The organism is Mesorhizobium sp. DxT (genome assembly GCF_058448885.1).
In genome coordinates, this window is sequence record NZ_JBZFLJ010000003.1 from 380,307 (window position 1) to 397,321 (window position 17,015).

Here is a 17,015-nt window from a genome sequence, read left to right on the forward strand (position 1 = left end):
GCATTGTCTGTCCCATGCATTCCGTGGATGAATCTGGAAAATGAGCGATAGTACCAGTCAGGTGTCGCAAAAGAAGCGGCCTGCTCACAATCCAGAGCCTGCCGAGGCGGAGGCGCCTGCGTCGTCGGCGGCCAAGTCGCGCAACCGCATAGGCCAGATTTCGGTGGGTGCGATCCTGTCGCTTTTGATGGCTGCGATCATCATCCCCGCGCTGATTTTCGCGGTGATGCTTCTCCAGCGCAACAACCAGGCCCAGCAGGAAATGGTCTCGACGCTTGCCGAGGCGACAGCCGGTTCAATCGCTGAAACCGTCGATCGCCAGCTCTCGGGCATGTTGACGACGCTGCGCGTTCTCGCCACGTCGCGTGCCATCGGCAGCGGAAACCTCGCGGATTTCTACTATCGGGCCGGCAAGGCGCTCGAGGGGTCCGACGCGTTTCTCATCGTCACTGACGAAAACCTTAACCAGCTTATGAATACGCGTGTCCCCTTTGGCTCGCCTCTGGGAAAGATCTCGGATGTCGAAACCGCACGCAAAGCGCTGGCGAGCGCCGAACCGGCGGTCTCTGGCGCATTCTATGGGCAGACCGCCCAGCGCTGGGTCTTCAATGTAATCCTCCCCGTGCGCGTCGATACCGGGCAGGTGCGCCTGCTTATACTGACACAGGATGCGGAACGTCTGTCGGATTCGCTTGCAAGCCGGAATTTGCGCGGCGGCTGGAACGCGGTGCTGGTGGATGGCGACGGCACGGTGCTTACCTCATCATACATGACCTCCGACATCGGCAAGCCCTTCTTTCTGGCTGAAGCGACCAGCAAATCCGAGGCGGGGTCGACGGTGCGCGATTCCGTCGAGCTTGAAGGCGAGTCTTACGAAACGATACGGTCTTCCTCGTCGCGCAGCGATTGGGAGACCATCGTGTGGGCGCCCACCGCCGTGGTTCAGGCGCCGTTGGAACGCACCTTGCGGGTGCTGGCGCTAGGCGGCCTCACCATCATCGCCCTTGGCGCACTGCTTGCCTGGGTGCTCGGACGTCAGATATCGAAGCCCATCCGCCGGCTTGCGCGCGATGCGCGTCGCTTGGGCGCGGGCGAAAGGGTCGAGCCGGTAGAGTATCCTGTTGCCGAGATTTCCACCGTGTCTCTGGCGTTGGCGCAAGCATCTGTAGATCGTCAGGCTGCCGAAAACGAGATTCGCTTCCTCATGCGGGAAGTCGCTCATCGGTCAAAGAACCAGCTCACCGTCGTATCGTCCATCGCGAAGCAGACGGCCCGTCATGCGCGCACCTTCGCGGCATTCCAGGATGCCTTTCAAAAGCGGGTGCATGGGCTGGCCCGTTCAACCGATCTGCTGATTGCCGGCGGCGCCGTCGGTGTCGAATTGCGTGAGCTGATCGAAGCGCAGATCGAACCTTTCCGGCCAAGCGACGGCGAGCGCCTGGAGATCAAGGGCACCGCGTTCCGCCTCTCGAACCAGGCGGCGCAGACGCTGGGTCTGGCACTGCATGAACTGGCCACGAACGCATCCAAATACGGGGCTTTCGCCACACCTTCCGGCCGGCTGACGATCCAGTGGAAGCGCAGCCAGGGGCAGCTCGATCTTCTCTGGCGCGAATTCGTGCCCCGTCTGCGTCGGCGCACAGTCACGCCCGGCTTCGGCACGGAGGTCATCGAGCGCATGCTCGGCGGAACGCTGGACGCGCAGATCGAGCGCGTCATTCACCCCAACGGGCTCGAATGCCGTTTCACGATACCGATCGCGCGGCTGGAACCCGAACGGGCAGATGCCGAGGGCGACCGGGACGAACCCTGACGGGCTTTGCGCCGGCTCGGCGATTTCGCTGGCAATCCAGCGGATTTTACACTATATGCCCCGCAACATCCGCATTTGAGCGCATGTTCACCGGCCCCTGCTGGACGACATCCTGGCTGTGGGCGACCCGTTTCCTCCAACATATAAGGAAAAGCGCGATGTCGATTACCGCAGAGCGTAAGCAGGAATTGATGAGCGAGTTCGCGACCAAGAAGGGCGACACCGGTTCTCCGGAAGTCCAGGTGGCGGTTCTTTCAGAGCGCATCAAGAACCTGACCGAACACTTCAAGGATCACAAGAAGGACAACCATTCCCGTCGTGGTCTGCTTGCCCTCGTCTCACAGCGGCGCAGCCTGCTTGATTATCTCAAGCGCAAGGACGAAGCCCGTTATCAGACGCTGATCGAGAAGCTCGGCCTGCGCCGATAAGTCAGTTTGGCCGGCGGTTCCGCGAGGGTCCGCCGGCCTTTCACATGGGTGGCCCACATGCCGCCCGCCCGGCTCCGCAACGGACAAGGCAGTATGTCGGAGCCGCCCCAGGACAGGGTCATGGGGCAGGATTGCAGGGCGCTTTTGGCGGTTTCCGCCGCCCTCTTCAAAGCGAAGCGTCCCGTTGTCTTGCCCGTGGCTCGTCCTGCAACGAAGCAAGGGAACATTCTCCGTGCCGCAAGAGCTGGCGCGCCCCGTTCCCGTATTGAAGGACAAGAAATGTTCAATCATCACAAAGTGGAAATCGAGTGGGGCGGTCGCCCCCTGATTCTGGAAACCGGCAAGATCGCGCGGCAGGCCGACGGCGCCGTACTCGCCACCTACGGCGAAACGGTTGTGCTCGCCACGGTCGTTTCCGCCAAGGAGCCGAAGCCGGGCCTCGATTTCTTCCCGCTGACCGTCAACTACCAGGAAAAGACGTTCGCGGCCGGCAAGATCCCCGGCGGCTTCTTCAAGCGTGAAGGCCGTCCAAGCGAAAAGGAAACGCTGACCTCGCGCCTGATCGACCGGCCGATCCGCCCGCTCTTTGCCGAAGGCTACAAGAACGACACCCAGATCATCGTCACCGTTCTCCAGCACGACCTCGAGAACGATCCGGATATCCTCGCCATGGTCGCGACGTCGGCCGCGCTGACGCTCTCGGGCGTGCCTTTCATGGGCCCTATCGCGGCTGCCCGCGTCGGCTATATCGGTGGCGAATACGCGCTGAACCCGCACATCGACGAGATGCCGGAATCGAAACTCGATCTGGTTGTGGCCGGCACGACCGATGCGGTCATGATGGTCGAATCCGAGGCCCACGAGCTCTCCGAGGAGATCATGCTCGGCGCCGTCATGTTCGGCCACAAGGCCTTCCAGCCGGTCATCGACGCCATCATCAAGCTGGCGGAAGTGGCTGCCAAGGACCCACGCGACCACGTTGCGCCCGATCTCAAGGAACTCGAGCAGACCATGCTCGGCCTGATCGAGGACGAACTGCGCGCCGCCTACAAGAACACCGACAAGCAGGCCCGCTACGCCGCCGTCGACGCCGCCAAGGCGAAGGTGAAGGCTACGCTGCTGCCCGAGGGCGCGGACGACACTGCATGGACTGCCGAGCAGGTCGGCTCGGTGTTCAAGGAGCTCCAGGCCAAGATCGTGCGCTGGAACATCCTCGACACCGGTTCGCGCATCGACGGCCGTGATCTCAAGACGGTTCGCCCGATCGTTTCGGAAGTCGGCGTTCTGCCGCGCACACACGGCTCTGCCGTGTTCACCCGCGGCGAGACGCAGGCGGTTGTCGTCGCAACGCTCGGCACCGGCGAGGACGAGCAGTTCGTCGACGAACTGACCGGCACGCGCAAGGAAGCCTTCCTGCTGCACTACAACTTCCCGCCCTATTCGGTGGGTGAGACCGGCCGCATCGGCTCTCCGGGACGTCGCGAGATCGGCCACGGCAAGCTTGCTTGGCGCGCCATTCATCCGATGCTGCCAGCCGCCGAGCAGTTCCCGTACACGCTGCGCGTGGTTTCCGAGATCACCGAGTCCAACGGCTCGTCCTCGATGGCGACCGTCTGCGGCACCTCGCTGGCGCTGATGGATGCCGGCGTGCCGCTCCAGAAGCCGGTTGCCGGCATCGCCATGGGCCTGATCCTCGAAGGCGAGCGCTTTGCGGTTCTCTCCGACATTCTCGGTGACGAGGATCACCTCGGCGACATGGACTTCAAGGTTGCCGGCACCAGCGCCGGCATCACCTCGCTGCAGATGGACATCAAGATCGCCGGCATCACCGAGGAGATCATGAAAGTCGCGCTCGAGCAGGCCAAGGGCGGCCGCGAGCACATTCTCGGCGAGATGGGCAAGGCCCTGACCGGCGCCCGTTCGGAGCTCGGCGAGTTCGCGCCGCGCATCGAGGTGATGAACATTCCGACCGACAAGATCCGCGACGTGATCGGCTCGGGCGGCAAGGTGATCCGCGAGATCGTCGAAAAGACCGGTGCGAAGATCAACATCGAGGATGACGGCACGGTCAAGATCGCTTCGTCCAACGCCAAGGAGATCGAGGCGGCGAAGAAGTGGATCCACACCATCGTTGCCGAGCCGGAAGTCGGCGAGATCTACGAGGGTACGGTCGTCAAGACCGCCGACTTCGGCGCCTTCGTCAACTTCTTCGGCCCCAAGGACGGCCTCGTCCACATCTCGCAGCTCGCGCCGGAGCGCGTCCAGAAGACCACCGACGTCGTCAAGGAAGGCGACAAGGTCTGGGTCAAGCTGATGGGCTTCGACGAGCGCGGCAAGGTGCGGCTCTCCATGAAGGTCGTTGACCAGGAGACCGGTAAGGAACTTGCCAAGGACAAGAAGAAGGAAGACGCCGAAGAGGCCGACGCCTGATATCTGACTGACTGCTTTAGGGGGGCGGGCGCAGCCGAAAGGCTTGCGCCCGTTTCTCATGTAAGGACTGCCAGAAATGAACGACGGAACGCTCAAGACCCTTTTTCATCCTTTCGATACGGGATTGCTGGAAGGGCCGGGTGCTGACGCCAGGGTTCTCTTTCTCAATGCAGATTCCGGCTTCGTTTTGCCGGAGAGGTTCCCTGAAAACGTCACGCTCCAACAGGATTTTCGCCCGATATTCCGTGCGCTTGAGGGGGGAACCCACACGGTGGTTCCGCAGCCCGAAGGCGAAGGGTATGATCTCACGCTGGTCCTGACGGGGCGCCATCGCGGCCAGAATGAACTATGGGTCGCCGAGGCGCTCAAGCGTACGCGCGAAGGCGCGCGCATCGTCGTTGCAGGCGGCAAGACCGATGGTGCCGCAAGCCTGCGCAAGCGCCTCGCCGACCTGATGCCGATCGACGATCACGCATCGAAGAACCATGGCGTTGTCTTCTGGATGACGCGCTCGGAATCGACCGATGCCGCCATTGAGGCGCTGGAGGCAGCCAACCCGCCCCTTCTGCTGGATGGCGGGTTTCTCACCGTGCCTGGTGTCTTTTCGCAGGAACACATCGATCCGGCCTCGAAACTGCTGGCCGAGAACCTGCCGGAGAAGCTGGAAGGCGATGCAGCCGACTTCGGTGCCGGCTGGGGTTATCTGTCCGTCCAGTTGGCCGAGCGTGCGCCTGCCATCCGCACGATCGAGCTGTTCGAGGCAGGCTTTTCAGCCTGTGTCGCAGCCAAGGCTAATATGAACAACCTTGTGCGCAGCGTCGAAAGCCGGGTTCTTTGGTACGATCTGCTGGCCGAGCCCGTCGAACGCAGATACGACGTCATCGTGATGAACCCGCCATTTCATCAGGGACGGGCAGCGGAACCGTCGATCGGCGAGGGCATGATCGAGGCTGCCAGTGCTGCGCTGCGGCCGGGCGGCAGACTGTACATGGTCGCCAATCGGCAGCTACCCTACGAAGCTGTGCTGGAAAGCGCCTTTGCGCGCCACGGTGAGACGGTGCGCGATACGCGCTTCAAGGTGCTTTGGGCAGTGCGATGATCCCGCGCTACGCCGTTGCGACCCGTCGCGGAGGCTCAACATGGGTCTCGCGCACCTGCAATGGAGCCGGTTTGCCGAACAGATAGCCCTGGACGACTTCGCAGCCGGCGGCCTTGAGCAGCGTTGCCTGGTTTTCCGTCTCCACGCCCTCGGCGATCGTGCGTACGCCAAGCGCGCGCGACAGACCCACGATGGTCGAAACGACGGCGCCCGAATTGGCGTCCGTCTCAAGCCGGCGGACGAATGACTGGTCGATCTTCAGTTTCTTGAACGTGAAGTCGATCAGATAGGAAAGATTGGAATAACCGGTGCCGAAATCGTCCACGGCTACCGAGATCCCCATTCTGGCGAGTTCCTCCAGAATTTGAGCGGCCCGGTCTCGGTCCTGCATCATGGCTGTTTCCGTGACTTCCAGCTCGAGTCGGTGCGGTTCGATGCCCGTCGCCTTGATGACGGCCCGCACCTGCGCAAGGAAGTCTTTGGTCATGAACTGGACGGTCGAGATGTTCACGGCCACGAAGCATTCAGGTGGCATCAGGTGGGCGTCCGCGCATGCTTTGCGCAATACCCATTCACCGATAAGCGCGATCATTCCCGTTTCTTCGGCGATCGGCACGAACTCCTGCGGTGGGATCATGCCTCGCTCGGGATGCCGCCAGCGCACAAGCGCCTCATAGCCGACGATCTTGCCGCTCAGCAGATCGTATTGTGGCTGGTAGTGGACGACGAAGTCCCCACGCTCGAATGCGGTGTGGAGTTCCGATTCGATCCACTGCCTGTATTCGGCGACGAGACCCATCTGCTGGTGGAAAACCGACCAGTTGCCGATGCCGCCCGCCCGCGCATGTTGCAGCGCCAGGTTCGAACGGCGCAGCAGGATCACCGGGTCCAGCCCGTCCTTGGGCATGGCGACGATACCGACCGACAGGTTCACCGATTGCAGGTGCGAGGGAAGCTGGTAGGGCTCCATGAGATTGTCGATGAGATATTCGACGAGCGTGTCGACGGAGCCCGTATCCGGTGTATCGGGGATCAGAACCGCGAACTCGCCGGCGCCGATACGGCCGATTTCGGTGCCTTCGGGCAGAAGGTCCTTCAGCCGCTGGGCGAATACCCGGATAAGCTGGTCGCCGTGGCTGTAGCCGATCGATTCGTTGATCTGCTTGAACCGGTCTATGTCGATATCGATCAGGAAAACCGGCTCGCCGGAGCGGATGGTCACTGAAGCAGATTCGGCGATCTTGCCGATCATTGCCGTGCGGGCGTGCAGCCCGGTCAGCTTGTCGAGCTGCGTTTCCTTGTAGACATAGGCCGCGGATTCCTCGACGCCAGCGAAGAACGACATGACGGCAAGCGACGCGGCAAGCGCGCACAGCGTCGCAAGCATGGCGCTCAGCAGTTCAGCCGGTACACCGCCGATGTGCGGACCGAAGCCGAGCTTGATGCCCCACAGGCCGATTACGAAACTGCAGACGCCAGTAACCGCAATCGTCGCAAGGCGGAAGCCAAGGCTTCTTACCGGATTATGCATTTTGTCCATGCCAGAGTCCCCTGAACCCTGGCAGGATATATCTGTTATTCCTTAAGAACCGTTTCCGGGGTTCATTAGAATTGGTTTTTTGCCGGTTGTGCAGTTTCAGCCTTCGTCGGTGCGCTTCAGTTCGTCCAGCGTTGGCATGGAAACGATGTGATAGCCGGAATCCACATAGTGGATTTCGCCGGTCACGCCGGACGAAAGATCGGACAGCAGGTAGAGAGCCGACCGGCCGACCTCCTCGTGCGACACGGTGCGGCGCAGCGGCGAGTTGCGCTGCTGGTAGCCATACATCAGCCGCGCATCGGAGATGCCCGCGCCCGCAAGCGTGCGAACCGGGCCGGCCGACAGGCCGTTGACGCGGATGCCGCGCGGGCCGAAATCGTTGGCCAGGTAGCGGACGCTGGCCTCGAGCCCTGCCTTGGCAACGCCCATGACGTTGTAGTTCGGCATGACGCGCACCGAACCCGCATAGGTCAGCGTGATCATCGATCCGCCATTCTCCATAAGCGCCGCAGCACCTCGCGCCACCTCGGTGAAGGAGAAGCAGGAAATCACCATCGTGCGAACGAAGTTTTCACGCGTGGTGTCGGCATAGAGCCCCTTGAGCTCGTTGCGGTCGGAAAAGCCGATCGCGTGGACGACGAAGTCCAGCGAGCCCCATTCGCTCTTCAGCGTGTCGAACACCGAGGCCACGCTCTCGCTGTCCTCGACATCGCAGGGAAGCACCTGCTTTGCGCCAACCTGGTCGGCAAGCGGCTTCACCCGGCGACCGAAAGCCTCGCCCTGATAGGTGAAGGCCAGCTCAGCGCCATGGTCCGCGAGCTGCTTGGCGATGCCCCAGGCGATCGAGTGATCGTTGGCGACCCCCATCACGAGGCCGCGCTTGCCTTTCATCAGTCCGTCCATGCGTATGGTCCTGTCAGCCCTGATGGCGCTGGAAGACCAGCGTCGCGTTTGTGCCTCCGAAGCCGAAGGAGTTGGAGAGTACGGTATCGATCTTGGCGTTGTCGATGCGCTTGCGCACTACCGGCATGCCTTCGAATTCGGGATCGAAATCCTCGATATGGGCGCTTTCGCCGATAAAGCCGCCCTGCATCATCAGGATCGAGTAGATCGATTCCTGCACGCCGGCCGCACCCAGCGAATGGCCAGTCAGAGACTTGGTCGAGGTGATGTTCGGCAGCTTGTCGCCGAAGACCTCGCGGATCGCGCCCATCTCGCGGGAATCGCCAACGGGCGTCGAGGTGCCGTGCGTGTTGATGTAGTCGACGTCGCCGTTCACGGTCGAAAGTGCCTGGCGCATGCAGCGAACCGCACCCTCGCCGGAAGGCGCCACCATGTCGTAGCCGTCCGACGTTGCGCCGTAGCCAACGACTTCGGCATAGATCTTCGCGCCGCGCGCCTTGGCGTGCTCCAGTTCCTCGAGCACCAGAACCCCCGCGCCGCCGGCGATGACGAACCCGTCGCGGTTCAGGTCATAGGCGCGCGAAGCGACTTCCGGCCGGTCGTTGAACTTGGACGACATCGCGCCCATGGCGTCGAACAGGTTCGACATCGTCCAGTCGAGATCCTCGTGGCCACCCGCGAAGACCATGTCCTGCTTGCCCCACTGGATCAGCTCGTAGGCGTTGCCGATGCAGTGTGCCGAGGTCGAGCAGGCCGACGAGATCGAGTAGTTCACGCCGTGGATCTTGAACCAGGTCGCCAGTGTCGCCGATGCGGTGGACGACATCGCCTTCGGCACGGCAAAGGGGCCGATCCGCTTCGGGCTGCCGTTCTTTTCCGTGATCGCTGCAGCCTCGACGATCATACGTGTCGAAGGTCCGCCCGAGCCCATGACGATGCCGGTGCGTTCGTTGGTGATGTCGCCTTCTTCGAGGCCCGCATCGGCGATCGCCTGTTCCATCGCGACGTGGTTCCACGCCCCGCCCTTGGACAGGAAGCGCATGGCGCGGCGGTCGACCAGTTCGGTCGGGTCGAGCGTTGGTGCCCCCCAGACCTGGCACCTGAAACCGTGCTCGGCGAAATCGTTGGAAAAGCTGATGCCGGATTTGGCGTCGCGAAGCGATGCCTGCACTTCGTCCGCATTGTTCCCGATCGAGGAAACGATGCCCAGGCCCGTTACGACTACACGTCTCATCTGACGCTCCCTGAATTCGATGTCGTTGGCCGACCGCTCATTCGGCTTCCTGCTTGGCAAGGCCGACGCGCAGATCGGTGGCCTTGTAGATGGGTTCGCCATCGGCCTTTAGCCAGCCGTCCGCAATGCCGAGCACCAGCCGGCCGCGCATCACGCGCTTGAAATCGACGCCGTACTCGACCTTCTTGACCGAAGGCGTGACCATGCCCTTGAACTTCACCTCGCCGGTCGAAAGGGCCATGCCCTTGCCCGGTTCGCCCAGCCAGCCCAGGAAAAAGCCCGTCATCTGCCACATGGCGTCGAGGCCGAGGCAGCCGGGCATCACCGGGTTCTGGATGAAGTGGCAGGGGAAGAACCAGAGGTCGCGGCGTATGTCGAGTTCGGCGCGGATATAGCCCTTGTCGAATTCGCCTCCGGTCTCGCTGATGTCGGTAATACGGTCGAACATCAGCATCGGCGGGTAGGGAAGCTGGGCGTTGCCCGGCCCGAACAGCTCGCCGCGTGCGCAGGCAAGCAGATCTTCGTAATCGTAGCTCGATTTCTGTTCGACCATAGTCCTCCGTCCCTTCACCGTCCGGGCTCTGTCACTGCCTGTCAGGGCCATCCCCTATCACAGACTGTTTCGGACAGGAAACCACCGACGCGCTCTATCTTGCGCATCATCGAGGGTCAATGTGCCGCTATTGATCGCATTTCTGCGACCGAATATATATTGACAACATTGCCGTATGGAGAAATGCCCGAATCGGGTCCGCGGCGTCGAGCAGGGAAGCAAATCGGCTTGATGGAAACTGACTGCAATCAACCCGCCGAAGTCGAGACGCGCGTCCGCGATGCCGGATTGCGGCCGACGCGGCAGCGCATTGCTCTGGCCGAGTTGCTGTTTGCCAAGGGAGACAGGCACCTTTCGGCCGAGGAGCTGCACGAGGAAGCCCTCGTTGCGGGCGTGGCCGTGTCGCTGGCGACGGTCTACAATACGCTCCACCAGTTCACGGATGCCGGCCTTCTGCGCATTCTGGCCGTCGAAGGGTCAAAGACCTATTTCGACACCAACACGTCGGACCATCATCATTTCTTCATCGAGGGCGAAAACCGGGTGATGGACATCGAGACCGGCCCGGTTTCGGTCCACAACCTCCCGGAACCTCCGGAAGGCATGGAAATCGCCAATGTCGACATCGTCGTGCGCCTGAGGCCAAAGGCACGGTAGTTGTTTTCGGGTGCGCCCTTCGAGGCTCGCCCACCGGTTGCAATATCATACATTGCAAGGGATTGCGGGCTCGCACCTCAGGATGAGGTAGGTCGTGCCCAGCCGAAAATGCCATAGCCTTCCAGAACCGGCGCCCGATGGCCACGACCTTCCTCATCCTGAGGTGCGAGCCATGTGTCTCGATGTAAGGTTAGAGAAAGGTCTTGGCGGGCGAGCCTCGAAGGACGCACCCACTCCACACACGAGCGGTGCCAAGCAGCGAAGCCTCAGTCCTTGTAGGTCTCGCCCGGATAGGCGCCCCAGATCTGGGTCTGGCTGATCCAGCCGCGATGGCCGGAAAATTCCATCTCGCACCACTGCCCGTTACAGGTCTTGAGCGTGCCGATCACGCCAGGCTCCAGCTTGGCGACGATGCGCGACGTCGTGTCCGGATCGGTGCGCAGCAGCAGTTCTGTATCCTCGCCGCGCTGCCAGGGTGCTGCCACCGCCGTGCGCCGGCCCGACAGCAGCGACTGGTTGATCCAGCCTTCCGCGCCATCCGCATCACGTACACGCCGCCAGTTGTCGTACTCCTGAATGATCTCCATCGGTACGCCCGATTTCAGATAGAGCCAGTCCACCGGATAGTTGATGCCGGGCCCGATGCGCAGGTTCACACGGTTTGATTTGAGGCTGACAAAGCGCGGCAGCGGCAATCCGCTGGGGCCGACCGCCGCAGTTTGTGCGGCCGCCTGTCCCAGGGGGACAGTCACGGAGACGGTAGCCAGCGAAACCAGTGCCAGCGTGCTGCACAGAAGCGCACGAAACACAATGCGTGAAGACATGACCTTACCCACGATACCCAAGTCTGCTCGGGTGCGGCGGCATTGCCACCGGCCCTTTTTCTTTGTCATCGGCAGGGCGGCTTGATACACAGGATCGAGAACCGCGACCGGGCCGACGCCATTCCCAAGTGTCGCCAATCTTGGTTAAAGAGGTCTCAACAAGACCCGGATTCGAGGAACTGATGGCCGGCAGGAAAAAGCCTCTCGTCGTGATCAGCCGCAAGCTGCCGGATGCGATCGAGACCCGCATGCGGGAGCTTTTCGACGCACGGCTGAATGTTGAGGACCAGCCGCTGACCCAGCCGGAGCTTGTCGCTGCGGTCAAGGAAGCCGACGTGCTCGTGCCAACCGTCACCGATCGAATCGATGCCTCGCTGATCGCTCAGGCCGGCGAGAACCTCAAGCTGATCGCCAATTTCGGCAACGGAGTGGACAATATCGATGTAGCCGCCGCCGCCGCCAAAGGCATCATGGTCACCAACACGCCCAATGTGCTGACCGAGGATACGGCGGACATGACCATGGCGCTGATGCTGGCCGTGCCGCGCCGTCTCACTGAAGGTGCGGCGATGCTGAGCGATGATGGCAAATGGGCCGGCTGGTCGCCGACCTGGATGCTCGGCCGGCGCATCTGGGGCAAGCGGCTCGGCATCGTCGGCATGGGCCGCATAGGCACGGCCGTTGCCCGCCGGGCCAAGGCTTTCGGCCTTTCGATCCACTACCACAATCGCCACCGCGTCGCTCCCGCTACCGAGGATGCGCTGGAGGCAACCTATTGGGACAGCCTGGACCAGATGCTTGCCCGCATGGACATCATCTCGGTCAACTGCCCCTCGACGCCGGGAACCTTCCATCTGCTGTCGGCGCGGCGGCTGGCGCTGCTGCAGCCGACCGCTTACGTGGTCAACACCGCACGCGGCGACATCATCGACGAGGATGCGCTGGTGACGATGCTGGAGACCGGCAAGCTGGCCGGTGCGGGCCTCGACGTGTTCGAGCATGAGCCGGCGGTGAACCCCAAGCTCGTCCGCCTTGCCGCCAAGGGGAAGGTGGTGATTCTCCCGCATATGGGATCGGCCACCATCGAGGGCCGCATCGATATGGGCGAGAAGGTGATTATCAACATCCGCACCTTCTTCGACGGCCATCGCCCCCCGGACCGCGTCCTGCCGTCCCGGGTTTAGGCGGTAGGTGCGTCCTTCGAGGCTCGCTCCGCTCGCACCTCAGGATGAGGAAGGTTGGCTCTAGTGCCGACCATGTTGTGGGCTCGATCTCCAACATTCTTCCGGATGAGGAACGTTGAGCATCGAGTGCACTGTTCTGTGGGGCCGACAAACCACCTCCCTCATCCTGAGGTGCGAGCGGAGCGAGCCTCGAAGGACGCACTGTAAGACCGCTACCGCTAGGCTTTCACCGCAACCATGCCATCCCCGCCGACGCTCACGCTCTTACCCGCGAAAGCCGCAAACGCGGTCCTGTCCAGCCTGACAGCCATAGGCAAGTGCAGACCCATCTCCTTGGCCACGACAAGCCCAAGCAGCAGGATCGCGTCGGGCTCGTGAAGAACGAGCGCGGCCGGGGCCTTGCCGGCGCTGACGAGCTCCAGAAGGACCGCGGATGCCGAAGAAGAGCCGATTGTGCCCGGCAGGAAAAGCACCGTTCCGGCAATGGAACGGCCATGCTGGGGATGGCGCACATCGGCGATCCTGCCGGATTTGGGGTCGACGCCGCCCCAGAAGCTGATCGGCGCCGAAAGCACGAGGCCCTCGCCAGTACCGCTGGCGCCTTCGACAAGCACATCGCCCTTCACGACAGGGACCCCGTCCACTGCGGCCTTCCCGAAACGGCGCTTTCAACGCATTCGGCAAGCGAGCCGTAAAGCACCGAATAGCCGGTGTTGCCGGGCGCGTAATGCGCGAACTTGCCCGAATTGGTCATCAGCACGCCGCCGGCAAGCGCCGGCATGATCGGGGTGACGACGACGCATGTGTCGGCGACGAGGATAACGCCGGTTTTCTCCAGTGCCGCCCGCCGGTCGGAGCTGAGCGACGCCAGCACGTGGCGCCCGGTGCAGGCATAGATTGGCACCGCAAGCCTGCGGTCGCCAACCAGACGCTCCAGCCTTACCAGTTCCTCGCTGGAAAGGTGCGGGCTGCCGATTGCCACGGCGTCGATCCTGTCCGGCCGTTCGGCGGTCGAAAGACGCGCCCGCGCGTGGGCGACCATCCCGATGTCGACCCGGATCACCTCAGCCGGTTCGGCATGATCCAGCGCGGTCTCCAAATCGGCCGCCTCAGGCGTGACGCCGGCGATGTGGAACAGGCCGACCGCACCGGTCGAAGCTGCCGCCGCGCCGAACGCCTTGAGCGCGTCTTCGTCGGGACTGCCACCCACGCCGGCGACGACGCCGATGGCGTCGCCCACTTCACGTCCGTAGAGACTGCCGAGGATCGGCCACGCGAAATCTGCCTCCACGAAATCCGATGGCAGCCCGGAAACGTCGAAAACAACGGTCGCTTTTCGGTTCTCCGGTCTGTGCAGGCCATAGTCGGGCGCGCGGCCGGCGATGGCGCAGGCAATGTCGAGGAAGTCGCCGTAGCGATTGGTGCGCGCACCGAGAACGGAGTTGCAGAAGACAACCGCGTTCGATTCGCCCCATGCCACATCCGTGCCGCACGCAGGCCTATGCCCTGCCTGGTACGGCGCACAGGTCCACGTCGGCTCGCACCCCAGCGTGCGGTAGGCCGACATCATCCGAGCTGCCATTGACCGTGCCGGTTCCTCAAGCCGGACGCGCGCGCAGCCTGTGAGATCGAGTGCGCCGACATTGAGCGTTGCCCGCACGGACACCCTGGCGCCACCCTCGACCAGCCTTTCGGCAAACAGCGTGCCGGAATCGCCATGGTAAAGCGCCCCATCGATATGCGCGGACGCTATCGGAATCAGCCGCTGCGCGCCCATCAAGCGCGCGGCCTCCACGACGATCCGCATCGCCATGGCGGCGCCGTCCGTGCCGGCTGCGATCGCCCGTTCCTCGGCGGTCAGCATCGGCGTCATCGGAGCGCCTTGCGCAAGGTTATGCTCGTCGGCCGGTTGAAGCCCGCATGCGCCGTGCGGCCGGTCTCCACGAAGCCCATGCGAGCGAATGCCGCCTGGTTGCCGGTCAGTTCGATCCGGGTTTGAAGCTCGATTACGGGCTTGCCGGCCGCGACCGCAATGGCCTCGGCTTCCTGCATCAGAAGCCTGCCGATGCCCCGACCCTGCAGGGCCGGATCAACCGCAAGCTTGCCGAGATAGAAATGGTCGGCGTGTTCAGCAAGAAACACGCATCCCGCGAGCCGGTCGTCTTCCTGCGCCGCGATGGCGATCTCTGCCCCGCACTTCTCGCGCAGGCTCTCCACAGTCAGGCGATGGGCCGATGAAGGCGGGTCGATAACGCCATTCATATAAGCAAACGAGCGCATGATGAGATCGAGCAACGCGTCCATCCTGCCGAAATCGGCATAAACGCGCAGAAGGGTGACAGGAGGTATAGTAAGCAATGACTAACCTTTTGCGCTGTAGCGAACCGTGTCGAAATTCGCCCCCAGCCCGTCATACATCAACAGCCGGCCAACCAGCGGTTCGCCGATGCCTGTGATGAGCTTGATGGCTTCCATTGCCTGCAACGTGCCAATGACACCCACCAGCGCGCCGAGCACACCCGCCTCGGCGCAGGAGGGTACGAGATCGCGCGGCGGCGGCTCCGGGAAGAGATCGCGGTAGGACGGGTTGCGTCGTCCGTCCGCTCCAGTCTCGTAGGGTTTGAGAACTGTGATAGACCCGTCGAAGCGCCCGACCGCACCGGTCACCAGCGGCCGCTCCGTTTCGGCGCAGGCGTCCGCGATCGCATAGCGCGTATCGAAATTATCGGTCCCGTCGATGACGAGGTCATAGGCCGAAACCAGTTCTGCCACATTCTCGTTCGTCAGCCGCAGCCGATGCTGCTCCACCGTCACATGCGGGTTGATGCGGATGATGGTCGCCGCTGCGCTTTCGGTTTTAGGTAAGTCAATGCTTATGGTATCGTGGATCACCTGCCGTTGCAGGTTCGACAATGACACGAGATCATCGTCGACGATGCCGAGCGTACCCACACCTGCGGCCGCTAGATAGTGCAGAACCGGCGCGCCAAGCCCACCCGCGCCGACGACCAGCACCCGCGCGCGCTTGAGCTTCTGCTGGCCCGGGCCGCCGACTTCCGGCAGCACGATATGGCGCGCGTAGCGTTCCAGTTCCTCGGGCGAAAGCGGTGGTGTCGCGGGCGTGTCCATGGCACTCAACATAAGCGCTGCCGGCGCGAATGTCAGCGGCTCAACCGGCGGTCACCATGCCCGCCGAAACGGACAGAAACTGCGCGCGGCCCTCCAGCGCGGAGAACAGCGCCGCGTCTGTGCCGGTCATGAAGGCCTGGCAGTTGAGCTCGTCGAGGATCGAGAACAGCGCAGCCCGCCGCCCGGCGTCGAGATGCGCCGCGATCTCGTCGAGCAGCAATATCGGCGCCGACCCGGAGAGTTCCGCCACCAGCCGTGCGTGCGACAGTACGAGGCCGGTCAGCAACGCCTTCTGTTCCCCGGTCGAACACTGCCCTGCGGGCATGTCCTTCGGCCGGTGCCGCACCAGAAGGTCCGAGCGGTGCGGGCCTTCGAGCGTGCGCCCTGCCGCGCGGTCCCGGAACCTGTTCTGCGACAGCGAACGTCGGAACCCTTCCTCTACCTCGATCGCCGGCTGCTGCGCCAGCGCTTCCTCAAGCGTGCCGGCCAGCGCGATGTCGGCCTGCGGAAAGGGGCTGTCGCCGGGCAGTCGCTCGACCATGGCGGCGAGCAGCCGCACGATCTCCACCCGTGCGGCGGCGATTGCCGTGCCCGTCTCAGCCATCTGGGTTTCGATGGCATCGAACCACTGGTCGTCACGCGCCTGCTCGGAAAGCAGCCGGTTGCGGCCGCGCATGGCCTTTTCATAGTCGAGCGCGCGTCGCCCGTGGGCGGGGTCGATGGCCAGAACCAGCCGGTCGATGAAGCGGCGCCGGTCGCCCGCCGGGCCCGTGAACAGCGCGTCCATCGCCGGCACCAGCCAGATCACGCGCAGCCATTCCAGCATTTCGTCTGCCGAGCGTGCGGTCGCACCGTTGATGCGCACCTTGCGGCCGACACTATCGCCGTTCGCAGCCCGCTCACCGAGCGTTCCAGTGCCGATTTCGACCTCGCCGAACGCGCCCGCCACCCGCGCATGGATCGCAAACCCGTTCCCCACGCCGCTGCGCGACACGTCGTCGAGCATCGCCCGCCGCAGGCCGCGCCCGGGCGTCAGAAACGAGATTGCTTCAAGAAGGTTGGTCTTGCCGGCGCCGTTCTCGCCCGTCAGCACAACCGCGCCGGCGTTGAAATCTAGCGCCAGGCTTTCGTAGTTGCGGAAATCAGTCAGCAGCAGACGCTCGATACGGGTCTGGGCCGCGCCTCGCGGCGGTTCGGCTGTTCCGGTTCCGGTCATGATCG

16 protein-coding genes are annotated in these 17,015 nt (G+C 63.2%); 6 read left to right on the plus strand and 10 right to left on the minus strand.

From position 1 onward, the window contains the following. Positions 1-40 precede the first annotated feature (40 nt). The 4 genes from ACVJNE_RS09020 to ACVJNE_RS09035 all read left to right on the plus strand — a co-directional run bounded on the left by ACVJNE_RS09020 (position 41) and on the right by ACVJNE_RS09035 (position 5,770). Positions 41-1,813 carry a sensor histidine kinase gene (locus tag ACVJNE_RS09020; RefSeq protein ID WP_499564829.1) on the plus strand — a complete coding sequence of 591 codons (1,773 nt, stop codon included), beginning with the start codon at positions 41-43 and terminating at the stop codon, positions 1,811-1,813. Positions 1,814-1,971: 158 nt separating this feature from the next. Further along, entirely contained in the window at positions 1,972-2,241 is a 270-nt protein-coding gene (gene rpsO, locus ACVJNE_RS09025) for a 30S ribosomal protein S15 (protein ID WP_173188017.1), read from the plus strand. 279 nt (positions 2,242-2,520) lie between these two features. Continuing rightward, positions 2,521-4,671: a polyribonucleotide nucleotidyltransferase gene (gene pnp, locus ACVJNE_RS09030; protein ID WP_173188015.1), complete on the plus strand. Its 2,151-nt coding sequence runs from the start codon at positions 2,521-2,523 to the stop codon at positions 4,669-4,671. 76 nt (positions 4,672-4,747) lie between these two features. Further along, positions 4,748-5,770: a class I SAM-dependent methyltransferase gene (locus ACVJNE_RS09035; RefSeq protein ID WP_499564831.1), complete on the plus strand. Its 1,023-nt coding sequence runs from the start codon at positions 4,748-4,750 to the stop codon at positions 5,768-5,770. A gap of 7 nt (positions 5,771-5,777) precedes the next feature. On the opposite strand, the gene ACVJNE_RS09040 is transcribed toward ACVJNE_RS09035, so the two are convergent. The 4 genes from ACVJNE_RS09040 to fabA form a co-directional block, all read right to left on the minus strand. Further along, positions 5,778-7,310, minus strand: a complete 1,533-nt coding sequence (locus ACVJNE_RS09040) for a putative bifunctional diguanylate cyclase/phosphodiesterase (protein WP_499564833.1) — start codon at positions 7,308-7,310, stop codon at positions 5,778-5,780. A 96-nt stretch (positions 7,311-7,406) separates the two neighbouring features. Next, positions 7,407-8,213 (minus strand): enoyl-ACP reductase FabI, encoded by an 807-nt coding sequence (fabI, locus tag ACVJNE_RS09045; protein ID WP_499564835.1) that lies wholly within the window; start codon positions 8,211-8,213, stop codon positions 7,407-7,409. Between the two features lie 13 nt (positions 8,214-8,226). Beyond that, positions 8,227-9,447 (minus strand): beta-ketoacyl-ACP synthase I, encoded by a 1,221-nt coding sequence (gene fabB, locus ACVJNE_RS09050; protein ID WP_499564837.1) that lies wholly within the window; start codon positions 9,445-9,447, stop codon positions 8,227-8,229. 37 nt (positions 9,448-9,484) lie between these two features. Further along, complete coding sequence (fabA, locus tag ACVJNE_RS09055) at positions 9,485-10,000, minus strand: 3-hydroxyacyl-[acyl-carrier-protein] dehydratase FabA (protein ID WP_173188009.1); 516 nt, start codon at positions 9,998-10,000, stop codon at positions 9,485-9,487. A 231-nt stretch (positions 10,001-10,231) separates the two neighbouring features. Here fabA and irrA point away from each other — a divergent pair, with 231 nt between their 5' ends. After that, positions 10,232-10,657, plus strand: a complete 426-nt coding sequence (gene irrA, locus ACVJNE_RS09060) for an iron response transcriptional regulator IrrA (RefSeq protein WP_173188007.1) — start codon at positions 10,232-10,234, stop codon at positions 10,655-10,657. A 266-nt stretch (positions 10,658-10,923) separates the two neighbouring features. Here the strand turns inward: irrA and ACVJNE_RS09065 are convergent, their stop codons facing one another. After that, on the minus strand, positions 10,924-11,481 hold the full coding sequence (locus tag ACVJNE_RS09065) for an SH3 domain-containing protein (RefSeq protein ID WP_173188005.1): 558 nt from the start codon (positions 11,479-11,481) through the stop codon (positions 10,924-10,926). Positions 11,482-11,663: 182 nt separating this feature from the next. On the opposite strand from ACVJNE_RS09065, the gene ACVJNE_RS09070 reads away from it, so the two are divergent. Then, complete coding sequence (locus ACVJNE_RS09070) at positions 11,664-12,665, plus strand: 2-hydroxyacid dehydrogenase (protein WP_499564839.1); 1,002 nt, start codon at positions 11,664-11,666, stop codon at positions 12,663-12,665. Positions 12,666-12,883: 218 nt separating this feature from the next. Here the strand turns inward: ACVJNE_RS09070 and ACVJNE_RS09075 are convergent, their stop codons facing one another. The 5 genes from ACVJNE_RS09075 to recF are packed head-to-tail and all read right to left on the minus strand — an operon-like array spanning position 12,884 to position 17,010. Continuing rightward, a complete protein-coding gene (locus tag ACVJNE_RS09075) occupies positions 12,884-13,309 on the minus strand; it encodes an aconitase X swivel domain-containing protein (RefSeq protein WP_499564841.1) in 426 nt (141 codons plus the stop codon). Then, positions 13,288-14,538 (minus strand): aconitase X, encoded by a 1,251-nt coding sequence (locus ACVJNE_RS09080; RefSeq protein WP_499564843.1) that lies wholly within the window; start codon positions 14,536-14,538, stop codon positions 13,288-13,290. The genes ACVJNE_RS09075 and ACVJNE_RS09080 overlap by 22 nt, the downstream gene beginning before the upstream one ends. Further along, positions 14,535-15,023, minus strand: a complete 489-nt coding sequence (locus tag ACVJNE_RS09085; protein WP_499564845.1) for a GNAT family N-acetyltransferase — start codon at positions 15,021-15,023, stop codon at positions 14,535-14,537. Before ACVJNE_RS09085 ends, ACVJNE_RS09080 begins: the two co-directional genes overlap by 4 nt. Positions 15,024-15,026: 3 nt before the next feature. Next, on the minus strand, positions 15,027-15,794 hold the full coding sequence (locus tag ACVJNE_RS09090; RefSeq protein WP_499564847.1) for a molybdopterin-synthase adenylyltransferase MoeB: 768 nt from the start codon (positions 15,792-15,794) through the stop codon (positions 15,027-15,029). Between the two features lie 40 nt (positions 15,795-15,834). Then, entirely contained in the window at positions 15,835-17,010 is a 1,176-nt protein-coding gene (gene recF / locus ACVJNE_RS09095; protein ID WP_499564849.1) for a DNA replication/repair protein RecF, read from the minus strand. Positions 17,011-17,015: the final 5 nt, after the last annotated feature.